Origin of the sequence: Amorphus orientalis (assembly GCF_030814015.1) — a bacterium.
Taxonomy (GTDB): Bacteria; Pseudomonadota; Alphaproteobacteria; order Rhizobiales; family Amorphaceae; genus Amorphus; species Amorphus orientalis.
Map to the genome: position 1 here is coordinate 429,904 of NZ_JAUSUL010000003.1, position 21,479 is coordinate 451,382.

17 protein-coding genes are annotated in these 21,479 nt (G+C 66.5%); 11 read left to right on the forward strand and 6 right to left on the reverse strand.

From position 1 onward, the window contains the following. Positions 1–79 precede the first annotated feature (79 nt). The gene (locus J2S73_RS16435; RefSeq protein WP_306886704.1) at positions 80–2,329 is read right to left on the reverse strand and encodes a xanthine dehydrogenase family protein molybdopterin-binding subunit; all 2,250 of its coding nucleotides are present in this window, start codon (positions 2,327–2,329) and stop codon (positions 80–82) included. A gap of 163 nt (positions 2,330–2,492) precedes the next feature. After that, on the reverse strand, positions 2,493–3,758 hold the full coding sequence (locus J2S73_RS16440; RefSeq protein ID WP_306886705.1) for an ABC transporter substrate-binding protein: 1,266 nt from the start codon (positions 3,756–3,758) through the stop codon (positions 2,493–2,495). Between the two features lie 178 nt (positions 3,759–3,936). Between J2S73_RS16440 and J2S73_RS16445 the strand changes: the two genes are divergently transcribed. The 8 genes from J2S73_RS16445 to J2S73_RS16480 all read left to right on the forward strand — a co-directional run bounded on the left by J2S73_RS16445 (position 3,937) and on the right by J2S73_RS16480 (position 12,914). Further along, a complete protein-coding gene (locus J2S73_RS16445; protein ID WP_306886706.1) occupies positions 3,937–4,638 on the forward strand; it encodes an ABC transporter ATP-binding protein in 702 nt (233 codons plus the stop codon). Continuing rightward, a complete protein-coding gene (locus tag J2S73_RS16450; RefSeq protein WP_306886707.1) occupies positions 4,631–5,347 on the forward strand; it encodes an ABC transporter ATP-binding protein in 717 nt (238 codons plus the stop codon). The genes J2S73_RS16445 and J2S73_RS16450 overlap by 8 nt, the downstream gene beginning before the upstream one ends. Beyond that, complete coding sequence (locus tag J2S73_RS16455) at positions 5,344–6,222, forward strand: branched-chain amino acid ABC transporter permease (RefSeq protein ID WP_306886708.1); 879 nt, start codon at positions 5,344–5,346, stop codon at positions 6,220–6,222. Before J2S73_RS16450 ends, J2S73_RS16455 begins: the two co-directional genes overlap by 4 nt. Then, a complete protein-coding gene (locus tag J2S73_RS16460; RefSeq protein ID WP_306886709.1) occupies positions 6,219–7,202 on the forward strand; it encodes a branched-chain amino acid ABC transporter permease in 984 nt (327 codons plus the stop codon). The genes J2S73_RS16455 and J2S73_RS16460 overlap by 4 nt, the downstream gene beginning before the upstream one ends. After that, positions 7,199–8,527: a UbiD family decarboxylase gene (locus tag J2S73_RS16465; RefSeq protein ID WP_306886710.1), complete on the forward strand. Its 1,329-nt coding sequence runs from the start codon at positions 7,199–7,201 to the stop codon at positions 8,525–8,527. Before J2S73_RS16460 ends, J2S73_RS16465 begins: the two co-directional genes overlap by 4 nt. Positions 8,528–8,601: 74 nt before the next feature. After that, entirely contained in the window at positions 8,602–10,689 is a 2,088-nt protein-coding gene (locus J2S73_RS16470; RefSeq protein WP_306886711.1) for a hydantoinase/oxoprolinase family protein, read from the forward strand. Further along, positions 10,686–12,305: a hydantoinase B/oxoprolinase family protein gene (locus J2S73_RS16475; protein ID WP_306886712.1), complete on the forward strand. Its 1,620-nt coding sequence runs from the start codon at positions 10,686–10,688 to the stop codon at positions 12,303–12,305. The genes J2S73_RS16470 and J2S73_RS16475 overlap by 4 nt, the downstream gene beginning before the upstream one ends. Before the next feature lie 9 nt (positions 12,306–12,314). Next, positions 12,315–12,914: a UbiX family flavin prenyltransferase gene (locus tag J2S73_RS16480; RefSeq protein WP_306886713.1), complete on the forward strand. Its 600-nt coding sequence runs from the start codon at positions 12,315–12,317 to the stop codon at positions 12,912–12,914. 34 nt (positions 12,915–12,948) lie between these two features. Here the strand turns inward: J2S73_RS16480 and J2S73_RS16485 are convergent, their stop codons facing one another. Further along, the gene (locus tag J2S73_RS16485) at positions 12,949–13,461 is read right to left on the reverse strand and encodes a TIGR02444 family protein (protein ID WP_306886714.1); all 513 of its coding nucleotides are present in this window, start codon (positions 13,459–13,461) and stop codon (positions 12,949–12,951) included. Positions 13,462–13,592: 131 nt separating this feature from the next. Between J2S73_RS16485 and J2S73_RS16490 the strand changes: the two genes are divergently transcribed. From J2S73_RS16490 to J2S73_RS16500, 3 genes are read left to right on the forward strand one after another with little or no spacing between them, the layout of a single operon-like run. Further along, positions 13,593–14,246, forward strand: coding sequence for a GntR family transcriptional regulator (locus J2S73_RS16490; protein WP_306886715.1), 654 nt, complete (start codon positions 13,593–13,595; stop codon positions 14,244–14,246). Then, on the forward strand, positions 14,240–15,478 hold the full coding sequence (locus J2S73_RS16495) for an FAD-dependent oxidoreductase (RefSeq protein ID WP_306886716.1): 1,239 nt from the start codon (positions 14,240–14,242) through the stop codon (positions 15,476–15,478). Before J2S73_RS16490 ends, J2S73_RS16495 begins: the two co-directional genes overlap by 7 nt. Next, positions 15,475–16,899, forward strand: coding sequence for a 2Fe-2S iron-sulfur cluster-binding protein (locus tag J2S73_RS16500; protein ID WP_306886717.1), 1,425 nt, complete (start codon positions 15,475–15,477; stop codon positions 16,897–16,899). The genes J2S73_RS16495 and J2S73_RS16500 overlap by 4 nt, the downstream gene beginning before the upstream one ends. Before the next feature lie 273 nt (positions 16,900–17,172). Here J2S73_RS16500 and J2S73_RS16505 read toward each other — a convergent pair whose 3' ends face one another. The 3 genes from J2S73_RS16505 to J2S73_RS16515 are packed head-to-tail and all read right to left on the reverse strand — an operon-like array spanning position 17,173 to position 21,478. After that, on the reverse strand, positions 17,173–18,471 hold the full coding sequence (locus J2S73_RS16505; protein ID WP_306886718.1) for an aspartate aminotransferase family protein: 1,299 nt from the start codon (positions 18,469–18,471) through the stop codon (positions 17,173–17,175). Beyond that, entirely contained in the window at positions 18,468–19,808 is a 1,341-nt protein-coding gene (locus J2S73_RS16510; protein WP_306886719.1) for an aspartate aminotransferase family protein, read from the reverse strand. The genes J2S73_RS16505 and J2S73_RS16510 overlap by 4 nt, the downstream gene beginning before the upstream one ends. Further along, positions 19,805–21,478 carry a hydantoinase B/oxoprolinase family protein gene (locus J2S73_RS16515; protein ID WP_306886720.1) on the reverse strand — a complete coding sequence of 558 codons (1,674 nt, stop codon included), beginning with the start codon at positions 21,476–21,478 and terminating at the stop codon, positions 19,805–19,807. Before J2S73_RS16515 ends, J2S73_RS16510 begins: the two co-directional genes overlap by 4 nt. Position 21,479 lies beyond the last annotated feature (1 nt).

A 21,479-nucleotide genomic window follows, 5' to 3' on the forward strand; every position in this document is an offset into this window, starting at 1 on the left:
TGCATAGCTCGAAGATACAGACAAACGACCACCCCGGGTTTACCGGTGGCTCCAACTCCTAAGGGGCGAAGCTCGCCATTCATCGATCTAAACTGTCAGAGATGGATCGCCAGACGGCGAGCGGGGTGGCCGGAGGACCGACTGGTCGCGCGCCGGCTGAGGTCAGAGCATCGTTGACAGCGTTGAGGATGGCTGCGGACGCGGCGATCGCTCCGGCCTGGCCGACGCCCTTGGTGCCCAGCGGCGTTGTCTGACAGGGATGTGCCTCTGTGAGAAGCACTGTGGGCGCACCCATATCCGCCGCCCGCGGCAAGCGGTAGTCCATTAGACTTCCGGTCAAAAGCTGCGCATCGGCCGGATCGAAATCGACCCTCTCGTGGAGCGCCTGGCCGAGCCCCTGCTCGATCCCGCCGACAAGCTGGTCGACGATGCCGGTGCGATCGATGATCCGGCCATAGTCGTCCGCGGCGACATAGCCAAGGATGTCGACCACCCCGGTTTCCGGGTCGATTTCAACATCACAGAGATGGCAGCCGTTCGGATATGTGGTCGACCCGCCGCCTCTCGCCTCCACCACGAGTTCGCCCTGCTCGCGCACGAGGGCGACAAGCGAAATCCGGTTGTTGGTGCCCGGCACGAAAAGATCGCCCGCGTCGAAGACCACGCTGTCGGGATCGACGCCGAAGTGCCCGGCGGCCCGTTCCCGCGCCGCCTGCAGAAGCGCGTCGGCGGCGTTGGCGACCGCACTCCCGGCCACCGCCATGGTCTTGGCGCCATAGGTTCCGCCACCTTGAGGACTGTCGATCGAATTTCCCTGCAGGAGCGTGTCGAGGGCGAGCGTGGTTTTCTCGGAGAGGATCGCGGAAAAGGCCGCCTGATGGCGCTGTCCGGTGTCCTGGCTTCCGACGGTTGCCGTCAGATGGCCATCCGGTCCGAGGACCAGCCGGGCGAGATCGACCGGTCCGGCGCTGGTGGTGTCGAGCCAGAGTGCAACGCCACGGCCGAACAGACGCCCCTTCGCCTGCGCGGCGCGGCGGCGGGTCTCCTTGGTTGCCGCCGCATCGGCAGCCTCAAGTGCAGCATTCAGCCGGGCCGGAAAGTCACCGCTGTCATAGACTTCGCCGGCCACCGTACGGAACGGCAGTGCTGAAGCCTCGATCAGGTTCCGACGGCGCAGCTCGATCGGATCGATCCCGGTCAGCCGTGCGGCCTCGTCGACGAGCGCCTCCAGCACAAGGATCGCCTCAGGCTTTCCGGCACCTCGGTAGGCGTCGGTCCAGGGTGTGTTCGTGAGGCGGCCGACAACCTGAACTTCGGCCGCATCGATCCGGTAGAGGCCGGTCGCGACGCTGGACAGCCCGTACGTCGCAACGTGGGGCTCGAAGAAGGAAATATAGCCGCCGAGATCCACCTCATGGCGGACCCGAAGCGCAAGAAACCGGCCATCGGCATCGAGCGCAAGCTCGCCATGAGCCCGTAGCTCCCGTCCCTGGGTGTCGGTCTGCAGCGATTCCGCCCGGGTTGCGATCCAGGTGACCGGTCGACGGAGCCGCTCGGCAGCAACCGCCAGGGCGATATATTCCGGATACGGGTAGGCCTTCATGCCGAACGAGCCGCCGACATCGCGGGTTATGACCTGAACGGAGTCCCTGTCACGCTTCAGACAGCTTGCAAGCAGCCCGGCGAGCAGACCTGCGCCCTGGGCCGGTATCTCCAGCACAAGCCGACCGGTGGCGTCATCGTTTCGCGCGATGGTCCCGCGCGGCTCGATCGGCGTCGGGGCCAGCCGGGAGAGATCAATATCGAGCGAAGCCACGGCTGCAGCCCGCTCGAAGGCGGCGGCCACCCCTTCACCTCCATGCAGGGCCCAACGCAAGCCGACATTGTCCGGCGCAAGCGGGTCGATCTGTCCCGGTTCGGCAAGTTCGGCCGTACTGGTCAGGCTGGCCACAGCCGGAAGCGGATCGTAATCGACATCCACAAGCTCCGCCGCGTCGACTGCTGCGGCTTCCGAACCGGCAATGACCATCGCGATCGGATCGCCGACGTGGCGCACGGTCTCACCGCACAGGATCGGCCGCTCGATCGATGCAAGGAAGCTGCCTTCCCCCGTCAGGTCGATCGGAGAGACGATCGGCGCCACATCGCCCAGGTCGGCGGCGGTCAGAACCGCCACGACGCCTTCTGCCTCGCGCGCCGCTTTACAGTCGACGCCGGCAAGACGGGCATGAGCGAGGGGGGACCGAACGAAGACCGCATAGAGCGTGTCGTCCGGGCTCACGTCAGCGACGTAGGTTCCGCGCCCAACCAGCAGGCGATCCACATCCATCCCGACACCTACCATCAAGAACACCGGCGCCGACCGGCGCTTTCAGATCGTCAAACGCGTTCCATGAGGCCCGGAGCCAAACAACCGCAAGGCGGCCGGGCTCCGGACTGTTGTCGTGGAGGTCTCCGCGCGCAAAGCGGGATCCGCTTTGCCGGGGATCCGCCTAGTTCGCGTCCAGCTTGGAGCGGAGCGCTTCGACTTCCTCGACCGACATCTCGTCGACGACGGCGAGTTTCCCCTCATCGTCGAGCTGCCATGTTACGAACGACCCGGCGATGTCGCCGCTTGCATCGAACCGCAGCGGCCCGACGGCGCCGACATAGTCCACGCTCTTGCCGTCCGCCAGCGCTTCGACCGCCGCCTTGAAGCCGTCGACCCCCGCATAGATCGTCTCACCCTCGGGATCGGTCACCTTCCGAATCCCCTCGGCAATCGCCTTGCCGTCAGTCGCGGTGCCGGCGGCATCGATCGCGAGTGCGGCGATCGCGACAGCGTCATAGGTATTGGCCCGACCCGGACCTTCCGCATCCTCGTCGTTTGCTGCGGTGTAGGCCGCGCGGAAGCTCTCAAGCGACGGCGTCTCCGTGGCGCCCGGCGTCAGCCAGGCCGCTTCGCCCAGGAACTTGGCACCAACGGCCTTGACGAATTCTGCGTCGTTGAGGTTGTGGGCGAACAGAAGCTTCGGCGAACCACCCTGGCTCAACCAGTCGCGCACGATGCGCGAGCCCTCGGTCACATAGCCGATAAGGTACAGCGTGTCCGGGTCGTCCTCGATCAGGCTGGTCACCTCGGACCGGTAAGAGGACTGGTCGGGCGTGTAGAGCACGGTTTCGCCGACTTCGCCTCCAAGCGCCTCGTAGCTCTGCTTGAACACCTTCGACAGATTCTGTCCCCAGTCATTGTTGACCGCCAGAATATCGACCTTCCCTGCATTCTGCTCGATCGCGTACTGCGCAGCCGCGAGCCCCTGCAGCGCGTCGGAGATGTTGGCGCGGAAGAAAAGGCCGGTCTCCTCGCCGATCGCCGAGAAGCTCGGCGACGAGGCTGTGGGGGAGATCAGCGGAATCCCGGCCGGGGCCGTCACAGAATTCAGCACGGCAAGCGTCGTGCCGGAGAGCGCCTCCCCCACGATGATACGTGCACCTTCGAGATCGACGATCTGACGCGCGGCATCGACGGCCAGCGAGGGCTGGCCCTGACTGTCGCGCACGACGAGCTCGATGGGACACCCGGCAGCGCCCCCGGCCTCGTTCACCTGCTCGACGGCGAGATTGGCGGATTTCAGCATGCCCTGCGCGATGGGCGCGATCGGGCCGGTCATCGGCAGAACAAGACCGACCTTCGAGGGGCACTCGGCTGCCTGCGCGGAGCTGGTCACGGCCAGCGCGCCCGCTACGGCGAGTAGATGGAAAGCGGATTTAAGACCCATTTTTGGTTCCCCAGTTTTATCGACACCCAATTTGTAAGGCGTTTGCATACTGTATGCAATGATGCTACCAACCCTTGGCTCCACCCATCCAGCGGACCTTTCCCTCATGGCCACCTCCGCCCTGATCGACGTGCGAAGCGCCAGCAAACATTTCGGCGGTCTGGCCGCAGTCGATCGGGTGTCGTTCGAGATCGCCCCAGGCGAAGTGGCGGGCTTGATCGGCCCGAATGGCGCGGGCAAGAGCACCATGTTCTCCATGGTGGCCGGCGAGCTGAAGCCCACACAGGGTGAGATTCTGTTTGCCGGGGAGCGGATCGACCCCCTTCCCGCCAACGAGATCTTTGCGCGCGGCCTGGTACGCTCCTTCCAGATCCCCAGACCGTTCCGAAGACTGACGGTGCTGGAGAACATGCTCGTCGCTCGCCCGCAGCAGCGCGGCGACCGTCTGTCCAATGCGCTGTTCCGTCCGGGTTCGGTGCGCAGGGAGGAGACCGCGGCGACCTCCGCCGCCCGAGAAATCCTTCAGGAACTGGGGCTGCTCGATCACCAGAACCGCATGGCCGGCGGCCTTTCCGGCGGTCAGCACAAGCTTCTCGAGCTCGCACGCGCGCTTATGTCGGATCCGAAGGCGATCCTGCTCGACGAGCCGTGCGCGGGTGTCGCGCCGGCGATGATCGAGCACCTGTCCGAGGCTGTCGAGCGCCTGCGCGCCCGCGGCATCACGGTGGTCCTGGTCGAACACAACGTGGATTTCGTCATGCGCCATTGCGACCACATCGTTGTTATGGCCCAGGGGCGCGTCATGATCGACGGGGCCCCAGAAGTGGTCCGCAACGACGAGCGGGTTCTGGACGCCTTCCTGGGGGCTGGTCATGCGTGACGCTTCGCTCGCCGTCGACCGTCTGGTCGCCGGCTACGTCAAGGGTCAGCCGATCGTGCGCGAGGTCTCGTTCTCGCTGGCGCCGGCGGAGATCCTTGCCGTGTTCGGACCCAACGGCGCGGGCAAGTCGACGTTGGTCAAGGCGATCGCGGGTGTGGCACCGGTATTCGCAGGCGCGGTCCATTGCGGCGGCAGCGATCTGGCGGGAAGGCCCGCTCACCGCATCGCGCGCGCCGGAATCGGCTACGTGCCGCAAGTGCGGAACGTCTTCACCGAAATGAGCGTGCGGGAGAATCTGGATCTCGCCATCGCCATGCGGCAGAGCCGAGGGCCGACCCTGGCGGAAATCTACGAACTGTTCCCGGACCTGGAAGAGATGGGACGCCGCCGGGCGGGTGCGCTGTCGGGCGGCCAGCGTCAGATGGTTGCGATCTCGCGCGCCCTCCTGCTCGGCCCAAGCGTGCTGATCCTCGACGAGCCGTCCGCCGGCTTATCGCCGCGCAATGTGGACCTGGTCTTCCAGAGCCTGCGCCAGCTCCGTCTGCATGTCCCTATCCTGCTGGTGGAGCAGAACGTCAAAGCCGCCCTCAGGATCGCAGACCGTGCAATGCTGCTATCGGAAGGCACCGTCCGGCTATCCGCTTCCGCGGAAGAACTTCTCGACGATCCGGCGGTGATGGAGACCTTTCTCGGCGGAGGGTCGCAATGATCTCCCTTCTCGTCGACGCTGTCCTGGCCGGCGCGATACTCTGCCTGGCCTCCCTTGGTCTGTCCCTCGCCTATGCAATCTTCCGCTTCCCGAACTTCGCCCATGCGGAGTTCCTGACGGTCGGCGCCTATGGCGCGTTCGTCGGCTTCACAATGGCGGCACCCGCCATGAACGAGCCGATCCAGATGCTTGCCGGTGCGATCGTCGCGATCCTGGCCGCCGCTCTGGTGGCTGCCCTTGCCGGTCGGATCGTGTTCCAGCCGCTGGTGGCGCGAGGAGGCGGACCTGCGCTGATCATCGCGGCGTTCGCAACCGGCCTTCTGATCCGCAATCTGATCGTCTTCCTGTTCGGCCCCACCGAGCTTTACCTTCAGCGCGAGCTCGAGATCGCGGAGAATATCGGCTACGGCGTGCGGCTCACCCCCACGGAAATCGGGATCCTGATCGCAACCGCTGTGGTGATCTACGCCCTGCATCTTGTCATGAGCCGGACGACCTTCGGCCGCTGTCTGCGCGCAACGGCCGAGAACCCTGACCTGGCCTCCGTGACCGCGATTCCCGTCGATCGCATCCGGCTGGGCGCCTGGCTGCTGGCCGGATTCTACTGCGCCCTGTCGGGGCTTGCACTCACGCTGCTCGCGCCGATCCGGCCGGAGACCGGCTACGAGTATCTTCTGCCCGCACTCGCCGCCGTAATCCTCGGAGGGCTCGGCTCGATCTACGGCACCCTGGTCGGCGCCATGCTGATCGGCCTCGCCGAAGCGGCGGCCGTTCACTACGGCTTTGCCGAATGGCGCCAAGTGATCTCGTTCGGACTGATCATTCTCATACTGATGGTCCGCCCGAACGGACTGATGGGGAGGGCTGCGTCGTGATCGACCTTCTTGCCTATGCGGCTTTCTCGCTCACCTTCGCCGTGATCTTCGCCGTCGCTGCCCTCGGCCTGAACCTGCAGTTCGGCTATGCGGGATTGTTTAACGTCGGCATCGCCGGCTTCTTCGCCATCGGCGCCTATACCAGCGCGATCCTGACCGGACCGGAATGGGCCAGCTCGCTTGGGGGCTTCGGACTACCGGTCCCGGTCGGCATTGCCGCCGCTGCGCTCACCTCCGCCGTCGCCGCCTATCTGGTCGGCTCCGCGGTACTCCGCCTCGGAGGCGACCATCTCGCCATCGCAACGTTCGGCATCGGCGTTTCCATCCAGATCGCCGTCACCAATCTCGGCGCCATCACGAACGGCCCGAACGGCCTGTTCGGCATTCCCCGGCCCTTCCGCGACGGCTCCGCTCTTCTGACCGGCAATCTCGCCTGGCTCGCGACATGCGTCGTCGTTCTGGCCGTCATCTGGTGGGTGCTGGCGCATCTGAGCGCGATGCCATGGGGGCGAACCCTGCGCGCCCTCAGCGAGGACGAAACGGCGTCCGCCGGCCTCGGCAAGGACGTGCGCCGCTTCAAGCTCGAAGCCTTCACGATCGGTTCGGCGCTCTGCGGCGTCTCCGGCGCGCTCTACGCACACTTCGCCGGCTTCATCAGCCCGCACGACTTCCTGCCGATCCTCACCTTCCAGATCTACGCGATGGTGATCATCGGCGGCACCGGCAACAATCTCGGCACGGTGGTCGGGTCCGTAATCGTCTGGGTGCTGTGGAGCGCCAGCGGCGCCGTCCTGGGCTCCACGCTGCCGGCAGACTGGCAGAGCAAGGCCGGCGCCCTGCGCATCATCCTGATCGCGGTTGTTCTCCTGGCCGTGCTGCACGCCCGCCCCGGCGGCCTGTTCGGCGAGCGTCCGCCCGGACTGCGCCGCCGCGAGGAGGCCGCCGACGACCCCTCCTCCAAACCCGAGGTGACGCCATGAAAGAGCTGATTGCCGATCTGAAGGAGACCGGCGAGCTCGCCGTGGTCAAGCGCGAAGTCGATCCGACCTTCGAACTCGCCGCCGTCACCAAGGCAGTCCAGCGCGCCGGCGAGCAGGCGGTCCTGTTCGAATCCGTTCGGGGCACCGAATTCCCGGTGATCTCCAACGTCTTCGGCTCCAACGCCCGTCTGAAGCGATTCATCGGTGCCGGCGAGCGCACCTTCTGCGAACGCTGGATCGAGCTCACCGACTCCTGCCTGGCTAGCCGCGCGGAAGACGTGCTCGTCGACGTTGAGACAGATGACGAATTCGTCTCGGGGACGCTGTCGGACCTGCCGGCAATCACTTGGCACGGCCGCGACGGCGGGGCCTACTTCACGTCGGCGATCTTTCTCGCCAACGATCCAGACACCGGTGTGCCGAACCTCTCCTTTCACCGCGCCATGCAGGTGAGTGACGAGGAATTGCGCATTCGTCTTGGGGGGACCCATGACCTCGCCAAGTATCAGCTTGCCGCCGAAGCCAAGGGTGAAGCCCTGGAGGCGGCCCTGATCCTGTCCGCACCGCCGGAGATCTTCATGGCCGCCTGCGCCTCGCTGCCGACAGAGGCGAGCGAGCTCGCCATGGCGTCCCGAATCATTGGCAAGCCGTTGGAAATGCGCCGCTGCCGGACCATCGACCTGTCGGTCCCTGCTTCGGCCGATATCGTGGTGGAAGGCCGGATCCTGCCCAACGAGCGTCGTCCGGAAGGCCCGTTCGGCGAGTTCATGGGTAACTATGTCGAGGTCGGCGACAACCACGTTTTCGAAGTGACCCATGTGAGCTGGCGCCCCGGCGCGGTGTTCCACGGCCTGCTGTGCGGATCGCCGGAGGACCTGCGTCCGCTTGAGGCGGTGACGGCGGCGCGCATCTACCGCCACGTGGCCGGCCAGGTGCCGGGCGTGCTGGACGTCTCCTGCAAGCCGAACGTGATGATCACCATCATCAAGCTGAAGACCCAGTATGAGGGCCATGCCAAGCACGCGCTGCTCGCCGCGATGGGCTCCTATCTCGACTACAACAAGGTGGTGATCGCGGTCGACGAGGACGTCGACATCTACGATCTCGACGACGTCATTTGGGCCTACCTTACCCGCGGACGTGCCGACACCCGCGCGATGATCCTGAACGACATTCCCGGCTTTTACCGTGACCCCCATAAGGACCACTGGGGACGGCTCGCCATCGACGCGACCATGCCCTGGGGCCGGGAAACCGAGTTTGCGCGCAAGCGCGTCCCCTGCGAGGACGAGATCGACCTCTCCAAATATCTCGCCAGCAAGTAACCGCCGGCGGTCCCCCGATCGCCCTTTCCTCCCGGCACGGCCGCGACCCGGCCGCCGACCTCAGACGAAGTGGCATGCAGAAACAGGTTCGTATCGGCGTCGACATCGGTGGCACCTTCACCGACTTCGTCCTTGAGGACGGCGCCCGCCAGGTCTCCCTGAAGCTCCTGACCACCACCGACGCGCCCGAACGCGCGGTGATCGAGGGTGTCGAGCAGATCCTTGCGACCGCAGACGTCCCTGCGGCTGCCGTGACGGCGATCATCCACGGTACCACTCTTGCGACCAATGCGGTAATCGAGCGCAAGGGCGCCAGGGTCGGTTTCGTCACCACCGAGGGATTCCGCGACACGCTGGAGATGGCCTACGAGCACCGCTACGACCAGTATGATCTCCTGGTCGACAAGCCGCTCCCGCTGGTGCCGCGCCGCCTGCGCCTTCCTGTGACGGAGCGCATCGCCGCGGACGGGCGTGTCCTGAAGCCCCTCGACGAGGACGCTGTGCGGGCCGTCGGCGAAGCGCTGCGGGAGGAAGGCGTGGAGGCCGTTGCGATCGGTTTCCTGCAGTCCTTCGCCAACGATGCCCACGAGGAGCGCGCCGCGGAGATCCTGCGGGAGATCTTGCCGGACGTGCCGGTCAGCCTATCCAGCGACGTCTCGCCGGAGATCCGGGAATATGAGCGCTTCACCACGGTGACGGCAAACGCCTACGTGCAGCCGCTGATGAGCCGCTATCTCGGACGGCTGGAAACCGGGCTCCGGGGCCTCGGCGTCGCCGCGCCGATCTACCTGATCCAGTCAAACGGCGGCTTGTGCGACATCGCCACCGCTTCCCGGTTCCCCGTGCGCCTGCTCGAGAGCGGACCGGCGGGCGGGGCCATCTTCGCCGCGTCGCTCGCAAGCGAGCTCTCGATCGACAGAGCCCTGTTGCTCGACATCGGCGGCACCACCGCCAAGCTCTGCTTCATCGACGACGGCCGACCGCAGACCGCCCGCGGCATGGAGGTCGCCAGGATTGATCGCTTCAAGCCGGGCAGCGGCCTGCCGCTGCGCTTCCCCGTCGTGGAGCTGTGCGAAATGGGTGCCGGCGGCGGGTCCATCGCACGGATAGACAGGCTGGGCCGGCTCGCCGTCGGCCCCCAAAGCGCCGGCTCCAACCCGGGCCCGGCCTGCTACGGACGCGGCGGCAGCGAAGCCACCGTGACGGATTCCCATCTGGCCCTCGGGCGGCTCGATCCCGACCGGTTCGCTGCCGGCACCGTAAAGCTCGCCAGAGACAAGGCGGAAGCGGCGCTCTCGGCCAGCGTCGGAGACGAGATGGGTCTTGCCATTAACCAGGCCGCCGTCGGCGTGATCGAAATCGCCAACGAGAACATGGCCAACGCCGCCCGTGAGCACGCCATCGAGGTGGGGCGCGGCACCGCCGGGCGCACCCTGATTGCGATCGGCGGTGCGGCCGCCCTGCATGCCGCCGACCTGGCAGCGAAGCTCGACATGGCGGCCGTGGTCGTGCCGCAGTCGGCCGGCGTCGGCTCGGCGGTGGGCTTCCTGCGCGCGCCCGTGGCCTTCGAGAAGGCGCGCTCGCAGCATCAGACGCTTGCCCTCTTCGACGCCGACACCGCCCTAGCCGCCATCGACGCGCTCGCAGCCGACACAGCTGCCGAGGTGGCGGGGGCTTCGGAGGCCGAAACACCGCGCGTCGGCGTGACCGCCCAGATGCGCTATCGCGGCCAGGGTCACGAAATCACCGTGCCGGTGGATCGCGCACGGCTGGCAAGTGATGGCGCTACCTATCTGCGTACCGCCTTCGCTGCCGCCTACGACGAGCTGTACGGGCGCACCATCGCCGGAAAGGACATTGAAATCCTGGCGTGGACGGTCCGCTCGGAGCTTCCGGTTACCGCAGCGTCCCCGGTGACGTCGGGCGAGGTCGACACCGCCCTCGCCGATCAGAGCTGGGAACTTACGGAACAGAGCGGGCGGCAGGTGACTGCGCGCGTCGTTGACCGGACCGCCCTCGGCACTGCCGAAAGCACCGCAGGACCTCTCCTGGTGGTCGACACCGGCACCACCATCCTGGTGCCGACCGGCTTTACAGCGCGGGTTATCGGCTCCGGTCACCTCATTCTTGAGCGCTCCGCCCCGAAAGGAGCATCCGCATGACCGCTACGCTGGATCCCCTCACCCGCCAGATCGTCTGGAGCCGGATGATCGCCGTCGTCGAGGAACAGGCGAAGACGCTGATGAAGGTCGCTTTCTCGCCGACCGTGCGGGAAGCCGGCGACCTATCCGCCGGCCTGTTCGACGCCCAGGGACGGATGGTCGCCCAGGCCGTCACGGGCACGCCCGGCCACGTCAACGCCATGGCGATCGCCGCTGCTCATTTCCTGGCGGAGTACCCGGCCGAGGTGATGCAGGACGGCGACCACTACATCACCAACGATCCCTGGCTGGTCTCCGGCCATCTGCACGACGTCACGGTGTTCTCGCCTGTGTTCCGCGGCGGCCGCGTCGTCGCCTTCTTCGGCTGCACCTGCCACCAGGTCGACATCGGCGGGCTCGGCATGGGTCCCGACGGTCGCTCCATCTTCGAAGAAGGCCTGCAGCTTCCGATCCTGCCGCTCGCCAAGCGCGGCGAGATCGATCGCAATCTGATCAAGCTCATCCGGGCCAACGTTCGTACCCCCGACGAGGTGGAAGGCGACATCCTGGGCTACGTCACGGCCAACGAGGTCAGCGCGCGCCGGCTCAACGCCACCCTCGACGAGTTCGGGCTCGCCGACATCGACGCGCTTTCCGACGAGATCCTGGCGGTTTCCGAAGCCGGCATGCGGGCCGCGATCGCAGCGCTCCCCGACGGCACCTACCGCAACGCCATGCGCATCGACGGCTACGACAAGGCCGTCGACATCGTCGCGGCGCTGACGATCGAGGGCGATACCCTGTCCATCGACTTCGAAGGCACCTCGGCGGCGAGCGACCGCGGCATCAACCTGGTGCTCAACTACACCCGCGCCTATGCGAGCTACGGCGCCCGCGCCGCGATCGCCACGGACGTGCCCAACAATGCCGGCTCGCTCGCGCCGATCGAGGTGACCGCTCCGATCGGCTCGATCCTCAACGTGGAGCCGCCGGCGCCGGTCTGCGCGCGGCACATTATCGGCCAGTTCCTGCCCGAGGTGGTGCTCGGCTGCCTCGCCGAGGTGCTGCCGGGGCTGGTTCCTGCGGAAGGCGCAGCCTGCAACTGGGGCCTGCAACTGCGCGGCAAGGCGGAAAACCGGCCGTTCGAGATCCTGTTCTTCAATGCCGGCGGGGTTGGGGCGCGTCCAACCCGCGATGGGCTGTCCGCCACCAGCTTTCCGAGCGGAATCCGGTCCATCCCGGTGGAGATCTGCGAAACCGCCGCACCGATCGTGATCCACCGCAAGGAGCTACTGCCCGACACCGGCGGCGCCGGCAAATGGCGCGGCGGACTGGGCCAGCGCATCGAGGTCGGCACCATCGACGGCAGTGCCTTCCAGCTGTTCGCCGTATTCGATCGCGTCGACAATCCCGCGCGCGGCCGGGCGGGTGGAGAGCCCGGCGCACCGGGCAAGGTGGAAACGCTCTCCGGCAAGCCGCTGAAGGCCAAGGGCCTGCAGCCGATTCCAGCCGGAGACGGCGTTCGTATCGACGTGCCCGGCGGCGGTGGCTACGGTCCTGCCTGTGAGCGTGACCCGGACCGGATCGCCGACGATCTCGGCGCCGGCTATGTCACGAACAAGCCAACCAGATCCTGAGACCGCTCCGTGGCACCCACCAATACATCCCTCTCCGCGACGGGCTCGAACCGCCTGATTGTTGGGATCTCTGGCGCATCCGGCGTGGTCTACGGGGTGCGGCTTTTGGAGCTTCTGCGCGAGACGGAGATCGAGACCCACCTTGTTCTGTCCCGCTCCGCCGAGATCACCCTCGCCCATGAGACCCGCTACAAGATCGCCGACGTGAAAGCGCTCGCCGATGTCTGCCACGGCATCGACGATGTAGCCGCTTCGATCTCAAGCGGGTCGTTCAGGACCCGCGGTATGATCGTTGCGCCGTGTTCGATGCGTACCTTGTCGGAGATCACCACGGGGGTCACCTCAACCCTGCTCACCCGAGCCGCCGACGTGGTGCTGAAGGAGCGCCGACGCCTGGTATTGATGGTGCGCGAGACGCCGCTTCATTCGGGCCATTTGCGCACCATGGCCTCGGTCTCGGAGATGGGCGCCATCGTGGCCCCGCCGGTTCCGGCCTTCTACGCCAAACCGGAGAGCATCGACCATATGATCGATCACACCGTCGGCCGCGTGCTCGACCTGTTCGACATCGATCTCGGCACCGTGCGCCGCTGGCGGGAAAAGGGCTGATCCTGGCTGGGTTCAGCAGGCGCCGTCGCTGTCGTCAGGCGAGCGCCGTCTGGAGGATCCGGTCAAGCGCCGCGTCGTCATCGCTGTCTGGGCGCGCGCCGATGGCATCGTAGTAGACGGCGACATTGGCCCGCGCGACCGTCTCGGCGGGCTGGTCCGCCGGCGCCGGCGTCCCCTCGCCCGCCACCGCCGCAATCAGAAGCTGTTCCAGATGCTCCGTCTCGATCTCGGTCGCCGCCAGCCGTTTGCGCACATCCAGCACAAGATCGAGCGCGACCCCGTTCGCCCCCCGCTTCATGCGCCGGCGCGCCTTGCGCAACGGCTTGACCACGTTTTCGTGCCAGTCTTCGGTCTCGGCGATGAGATCCGCCATCTCGATCGCATCGAACGCGCTGCGGCCGACCTTCGCGGACCAAAGACAAAACAGAAGCAGGTTTACGTCGATCACCAACCGGTCCTGCAGCTCCAGGCACGCCTCCGGTACGCCTGGCCTGCCATATGTTTCGAGCGAGAAGGTCCAGAAGGGATGATCGGGAAAGGATGTCATGCGCGCGCTCTCGGTCTGTGATCTTATGGGCTATCTGCTTCGTGGGACAGGGACATTCGGGGTCTGGACGGGCCGATTCAACCGACGCCTAAATCGTTGATCGAATCTCTTTTTTTGCATACAGTATACATATGAGCGCGTCCCTTTCCCTTCCCGTTCGGCAGCCTCGTCTGCGCGATCAGGTCTATGCGAGCCTGCGCGAGATGGTTCGTTTCGGGACCTTTCCAGACGGTGGGGCCGTCGAGCAGGATCTCTCGAAACAGCTGGGCGTCTCGCGTACGCCGGTGCGCGAGGCCCTGTTCCAGCTTTGCCGCGAGGGCGTCCTGGAGGACACCGGACGCGGCTATCGGGTTCCGGAGGTCACCAGGGAAGCGATGCAGGAAATCGTCGAACTTCGTCTTCTGATCGAACCTCAAGCGGCAGCCATGGCGGTCAACCGCGCCGACGCGCCCCAGATCGCCGCAATCGCCGAGCAAGTTCGTGGTGAGGAGGCCGCCTATGAAGCCGGCGACACCCAGGCCTTCATCCTTCACAATTCGAACTTCCGCACACGTCTGCTGAAAGCGTGCGGCAACACGCGGCTTGCCCAGGTGCTGGAAACCCTGGACGACCAGATCCAGCGCATCCGCGTCGCAACACTTTCGGTTCGGGAAAACCAGGCGACGACACTCGATCATCATCGCGCCATGTGCGCCGCCTTCGAGCAACGCGACGAAGCCGCCGCCTCGGACAGCATGCGCAGGCTGCTTGCCACGGCCAAGAGCTACTACGAAAGCAAGTGCTAGCCCGTTCTCCGAGCTTCTTTCGCCAGTATCTCGCCAACGTGCCGAAGCGCCATTCGGCCTGGCCGAGACAGTGGCGCCGAGCAGAGCCCAAGCGCAGCTACGAGGTCGTGATCGTGGGCGGCGGCGTACACGGGCTTGCCACTGCCTATCATCTAGCCCACGACCATGGCATCCGCGACGTCGCAGTTGTTGAGCGCGGATGGCTCGGCGGCGGCAACACCGCGCGCAACACCGCACTGCTTCGCTCCACTTACCGCCATCCAGCCAGTGCCGCATTTTTCCAGGACGCGCTTGAGCGTTACAGGACGCTCGGCACCGAACTCGACTACAACCTGATGGTGACCCGGCGCGGCTACCTTCAGCTCGCCCACGACGAGGCCGATCGCGCCGAGTTCCAGGCGATGATCGAAACCATGGCGTCGGTCGGCGCGGCCGCTGAGGTCCTGTCGCCCGAAGCCGTTCGAAAGCGGCTTCTGCTTCTGAAGGCCGACATGGTCGGCGGGCTCTGGCAAGGGGAAGCCGCAACTGTTCGCCACGATGCCGTCGCCTGGGCCTATGCCCGGGCCGCGTCTCACCTCGGGGTCGACATCGTCGAGGGCGTGGATGTTTCATCGCTCTGGAAGTTCGGTGACCGGGCCTGTGGCATCGAAACCACCGCCGGATCAATCGAGACCCGTCGGGTCGTGCTCACGGCCGGATGGCGATCGAAGGCGCTGGCAGCGACGGTCGGCCTGACGCTGCCGATTGCGCCCTATCCGCTGATGGCGGCCGTCACCGAGCCGATTGCGCCGATCCTGGACCCGGTCGTGGTTTCCATGCGCCACCGGGCCCTGGTCCAGCAGACGGCGCGCGGCGAACTCGTGCTCGGTATCGCCCAGAGCGATGCGGAGGGCGAAACCGAGCACGACCCGTTCGGCATCGCCGCCCAATCCGTCCAAGGGCTGGTCACGCTCTTCCCTTCCCTCGCAGGGGTGCGGCTGATGCGGATGTGGGACGGTGTGATAGACGTCACCCCCGATGCGAGCCCGCTCCTTGGCGAGACGGCCCTTGAGGGTGTCTACGCCAACTGCGGCTGGTCGGCGGGCGGCATGAAGGCGGCGCCGACCGCCGGACACGCCCTGGCAACCGAGATCGCAACCGGCACGCCGACCGCGCTCGCCGCCCCCTTTTCGCCGCGGCGCTACGAGACCGGCGCGCTGATCGAAGAAAAGATCGAGGCACGCGGACGATGACGACACCACCGCCTGCCGGAGACGTCCCGTTCGTCTTCAACCGCCGACGGCTCGTCGGCCGGACCGGTGATACGCTTGCGGCCGCGCTCCTGCGCAACGGTATTCTCGCCACAGGCTTCAGCCCGCGCCGACGCCGGCCGCGCGGCATCATCACCGCCGGATTCGACGAACCCGCCGCGCTGGTGCATCGACTTCAGCCGTCGCCAATCCACGCCAACGCCCGTGCGACCACCCTGCCCCTGGCTCCCGGGCTGGAGGCGCGCGGCGCCCATGCCGACCGGTTGACCGCGTTCGCGATCGCCGGACTCGCGCGGTTCACGGTGGCGGGCTTTTATCACAAGCTCTGGACCGGCGCCCGAGCCTGGCACGCTGTGGAACCGATGTTGCGTCGGCTCGCCAGCGACGGTCCAATCGGGAGCCAGCCGGACGCGTTCTCCGTCCGTCGCGCCACCTGCGATGTCCTCGTCGTCGGCGACGGGCCGGCCGGCCGTGCCGCTACCGTCCGGCTTCGGCAGGAGGGCAAGTCGGTACTGACCGCCGATGCGATGCCTGCCCCGGGTTCCGACGATCGACGGGCCCGCCCGGACCTTTCCGCCACTATCGTCGTGGCGCTCCGACAAGACGGAGCACTTGCACTGGAAGAACGTGTCGACGGCCCAATCCTCTGGGACATCAAGGCGGGGCGTGTGGGTCTCGCTACAGGACGCACGCATCTTCTGCCGATCTTCGAAAACAACGATCTTCCAGGAGTGATGCTGGCCTCCGCCGTCGCTGACTACGTCGAGCGCTACGAGGTACTGCCGGGCCGTCAGGTCGTGATATCGAGCCATGAGACGACTGCCGCCCGGGCTACAAGATACCTGGAGCAGGTCGGCGCCAACGTAACCGTGCTCGATTCCGACGATCGGATCGTGGGCGTCGTCGGACGGACCCGCGTGGAAGCGGTGCGGATTGCAACCCAAGCGGGAGAGCGGACGGTCTCCGCCGACCTCATCGCCGTCGATGCCGGGAGCGTGCCACGACTGGATCTTCTGGAGGCGGCACCCGCCCATCGACCGGAAATCGACCTATACGGAAGTGTCGATATGCCCGAGACGTCCACACTTACCGTTCCCGCCGGCAATCCATGGCGTCAATTCGTCGATGTCTGCAACGACGTGACGGTTGGCGACTTGGCGCTGGCCGTGCGAGAGGGCTTTGCCCATCCCGAGCACGTTAAGCGCTATACGACCGCGGCGATGGGGCCCGACCAAGGCGTGCTCGCCCGCCACTCGGTTGCCGCGGCCCTGTCCCATCTCACAGGTCATCCGGTCTCGAAATCCCGACGCCGGATGCCGATCGCCCCGATCCCGCTCGGTGCGCTCAGCAAGCTCGCGGATTCCGCGATCGCATGTGAATATCAAACACAAGAGTATCGATAGCAGAGCTTCCAACACCCGAAATCACCGCGACCTGCGACGGAGGTTTTCCTCCCGGCGCAGGGAAGCCCCCCTGTGAGCTCCAGCGGCGATCCGGTACGGAACTCACCCCTCGAAGGCGCTCAGCGGGCTCCTGTGTGGCCCGCCATGTCGGCGCGACCGGCCCAGCGACCCAACTGCTTACGCAAGTGAGTCCGAAGGACAGCGGAGAGGCCCTTCATCCCCTTTCCGATTTCGATCGGACCGAAGCGCGGCAGGGTTCGCGTTCGCGGAAGCTCAGGCCGAAAGGAGCGGCCCGATTTCCTCCGACACCGTTTCCGCAAGGATGTCGGCGATCTCGTCGCGTGTCGCCTGCGTCATCGGCAACGACAGGAAGATGTCGCCGCGCGGCGTGGTGGCAAGCCCCATATCAAGGCATCGCAGATGAACGATCTGCCGCAACGGGCCCGTCGCGGGATGGAACTCGGCCACCCGGCGCGGCACCATCCGCCCTACGTGCAGGCTGATCATCGACCCGAGCCCGCTCGCGCGGACCGGAACATCGGTGTCGGCAAATCGCCGGGAGAGCGCGTCACGGAACCGTTCGCCCTCCGCGAGAAAGCTTTCCGCCCGCTCCGCAGTGAAGACCTCCCGAAGTCCGATCAACCCACCGGCCATCGACAGCACGTTGTTGTTGAAGGTCCCGGCATGTTTGAGCGCTGTCGGGCGGGCCGGATCGAACAGCTCCATGACGCCATCGACCCCACCGAAAGCGCCGAAGGAGAGCCCGGCCCCCAGATACTTGCCGAAGGTGGTGAGGTCGGGCAGCACACCGACCAGCCCCTGCACGCCGCTACGGCCGAGTCTGGAGGTCTTGACCTCATCGAAGATCAGCAGCGCGCCGATCTCCGTCGCAAGATCGCGAAGGCCTTGCAGGAAGCCCGGCTCCCCGGGAATGTTGCCTGCCGCGCCCAGGACGGGTTCCACCAGGATGGCGGCAATATCGGCGGCGTGAGCCCGGGCGGTTTTGGCCGTCGCCTCGAGATCGTTGTAGGGCGCCAGTACGAAATCGAAGGGCACGTTCATCGGGTTGTATGGTGCCGAGAAGGTCATGACGCCGCCGTGATAGGCCGCCCCGAAGACCATGACCTTGCCGCGCCCGGTCGCATGGCGCGCGGCCAGCACGGCGAACAGGTTCGCTTCGGTACCGGAGTTGCAGAAGCGGACTTTGTCCACCGACGGGAAGCGCCGGCAGAGCTCGGCGGCAAAGTCCGCCTCGTAGAGGTTGGGTCCGACGAGCGCTAGGCCGTCCTCCAGCGCCTTGTGCTGCGCGGCTCGGATCACCGGATCGCCGTGGCCGTAGAGACCGGCGGAGAACTCGCCAGCGCAGTCGATGTAGCTGTGGCCGTCGACGTCGGTGATGCGGCAGCCTTCGCCGCCTGCAATAACCATCGGAAACGGCTCGAAATGGAGCACCGAACGCGTGTTCCCGCCCGGCATCACCTGCGTCGCTGCGGCCATCCGCCGCCGGCTTTCCGGTCGCGCCGCGGCATAGGTCTCTCTCAGTTCCGCCAGACGCCGGGAGGGGGCGGTCATGGCCGAACCGCTTCGGCCAAGGTGCGATTCAGACTGCGGGAAAGCCGCACCACGATCTCGTCGATCTCCTCGTCGGAAACGGTGTAGGCGGGCGCCAGCAGGACGTGATCCCCGTTGGTCCCGTCGACGGTGCCGCCTGACGGGTAGACCATCAGCCCCTCGTCCATCGCCACCGCCTTCAGCCGGGCGGCAATGCCGAGCCGCGGATCGAAAGGCGCCTTGGTGGAGCGGTCCTCCACCAGCTCCATGCCGAGAAACAGGCCGCGCCCGCGGATGTCGCCCACATGGGGATGCTGACCGAAGGTCGCCTCTAGGCGTCGGCGCAGGAGCTCGCCCTTGTCGCGCACGCGCTCGAGAAGGCCGTCCTCCACCATGATCTGCTGGACCCGCAGCGCGGCCGCACAGGCGACCGGATGCGCCATGTAGGTGAACCCCTGCAGCAGCGCCCCGGACCCGGACACGATCGTGTCGACCAGCCGGTCGTGCACCAGCAGCGCCCCAATCGGCTGGTAGCCGCCGCCGAGCCCCTTGGCCATCGCAAGGATGTCGGGGGTCGCCGCGTCCTCCTCGCAAGCGAACGTGTAGCCGGTGCGCCCGGCCCCGCACATCACCTCGTCGAAAATCAGAAGGATGTCGTGGTGGTCGCAGATTTCTCGGATACGCTTGAGATAGCCGGCCGCTGCGGGCGCACAGCCGAGCGTCGCGCCGACGACGGGTTCGCAGACGAAGGCTGCGACGGTATCCGCCTCCTCCTTCTGGATCATCCGCTCCAGGGCGGCGGCTGCCCGGGCGCCGTAGTCGGCCTCGCTTTCGCCGTCGTGTCGGTAGCGATAGGCATAGCAGGGCTCGATGAAGCGGGTGTCGAACAGCATCGGCCGGAACGGCATGCTGCGCGGCTTGTTGCCACCGATCGACAGCGCTCCGAGGGTGCCGCCGTGATAGCTCTGCTCGCGGGCTATGATGGTCCGCTTTTCCGGTCGTCCGCGCTCGATCCAGATCTGGCGGGCGAGCTTCAGCGCCGCCTCCATCGCCTCCGAGCCGCCCGAGCAGTACAACACCCGCGACAGCCCGCCCGGCGCGCGCTCGGCCAGATGATCGGCCAAAGCCTCGGCCGGCTCGTTCGTGAAGAACGAATTGTGGGCGAAGTCGACCCTGGCAAGCTGCGCGTCGATCGCGGCCTGCACACGGGGGTCGCCGTGGCCGATCGCCGAAACCGCCGCCCCGCCGGAGACAGCGTCAAGATAGGTCCGGCCCTCGGAATCCCGGAGCCAGAGACCCTCGGCGTGGACGACGGTGGGCGGCGTCTTGCCGAGCTTGCGGTGCAGGACGTGGGTCATCGGTCGCTTTCCGAGCAGCCGTATCCGCGCTCCCGGTCGCGCTCGACGGCCTCGGGCGCCCGGTCGGTTGCCGGGCCGTAGCCGCCGCCGCCCGGCGTATGGACTTCGATCCAGTCGCCCTCCCTGAGCACGAACCCTTCCCCCTTGGAGAAGTGTGCCGGGCTGATGACCTCGCCGCCGTGGCCGACCTCGATCCGGTTGGGGGCGCCGGCCTCGCCGCCGAGGATGCCAGGCGGACCGGTCCGCCCGTGCTCCATCAGGAACGAGGCCTTGCCCTGACCACGCAGGAGCCGCAGCCGGTAGTCGACCCCGAACCCGCCACGATAGGTTCCAGCGCCGCCTGAGCCTTCCCGCAGCGCATAGTGCTCGAACAGGATCGGATAGCGCTGCTCCAGGATCTCCACGGGCTGGCTTTTGGAAATGCCGATGGTCGAGCAGCCGTTGGTGAGCCCGTCTCCGGCCCACCAGCCGCCGTAACCCCCGCCGGAGAAGTAGTACATGATGTAGTTCTCGCCGCGCTCGGGATCGTAGCCGCCCAGGCTGAGATTGCCGCTGGTTCCGGCTGGCGCGGCGAACAGCTTGTCGGGGATCGCGTTGGCAAGCGCGAGGAACACCGCCTCCATGATCCGCTGCGAGACCTCCGCGGCACAGCCGGCGACCGGTCGCGGATACTCCGCATAGATGAAGGTGCCCTTCGGCTGCGCCACCTCGATCGGACGGAAGCAGCCGGCATTCATCGGCACGTCAGGGAAGATGTGCTTCAGCCCCACATAGACCGAGGACAGCGTGGTGGCCCACACCGAGTTCATCGGGCCGGCACAGGGGGGACTCGACCGGGAAAAGTCGAAACCGATGTCGGAGCCGGAGACGGTGATGGCCACGTTCACTTCCAGCGGCTCGTTCACGACGCCGTCGGAATCCATGAACGCGCTCGCGGTGTAAATGCCGTCCGGGATCGTCTCCAGGTGTGCGCGCATCATCGTTTCGGAGCGGGTTTCCAGCTCCGCGATCGCAGCCTCGACGACATCCTGGCCGTAGCGGTCGAGCAGCGCGGTCAGACGCCTGGCGCCAGTGGCAAGGGCCGCGATCTGGGCCTTGATATCGCCGATCCGCTCCTCCGACACGCGGATATTCGCAAGCACGAGCTTGACCAGTTCCGGGTCCATCTGCCCGTTGCGCACCAGCTTGACGGGAGGAATGCGCAACCCCTCCTGGTGGATTTCTGTGGCGGTGGAGTTGAAGCCGCCGGGGACCATGCCGCCGGTGTCGGGCCAGTGGCCGGTGTTGGCGAGATAGCACCACAGTCGGCCGCGATAGTAGAACGGCCGCACCATCTTAACGTCCATCAGATGGGTGCCGCCGAGATAGGGGTCGTTGATCAGGACAACGTCCCCGTCCTCCAGATCGTCGCGTTCGGCGATGACGGAGCGGGTGGTCTCCTGCATCACGCCGAGGAAGATCGGCAGGCCGAGCGCACCCTGGGCGATGATGCGGCCGTCCTCGCGGCCGTAGATGCCGTTCGAGCGGTCGAAGGCTTCCGAGATCACCGGCGAGAACGAGGTCTTCTCATGGACCAGATCCATCTCGCTGCAGACCTGCTGCAGGCCCTTTTCGATGACCGTCAGCGTGACGGGATCGACGGCGGTGCGGTTGGTGTCGGTGTCCAGCATG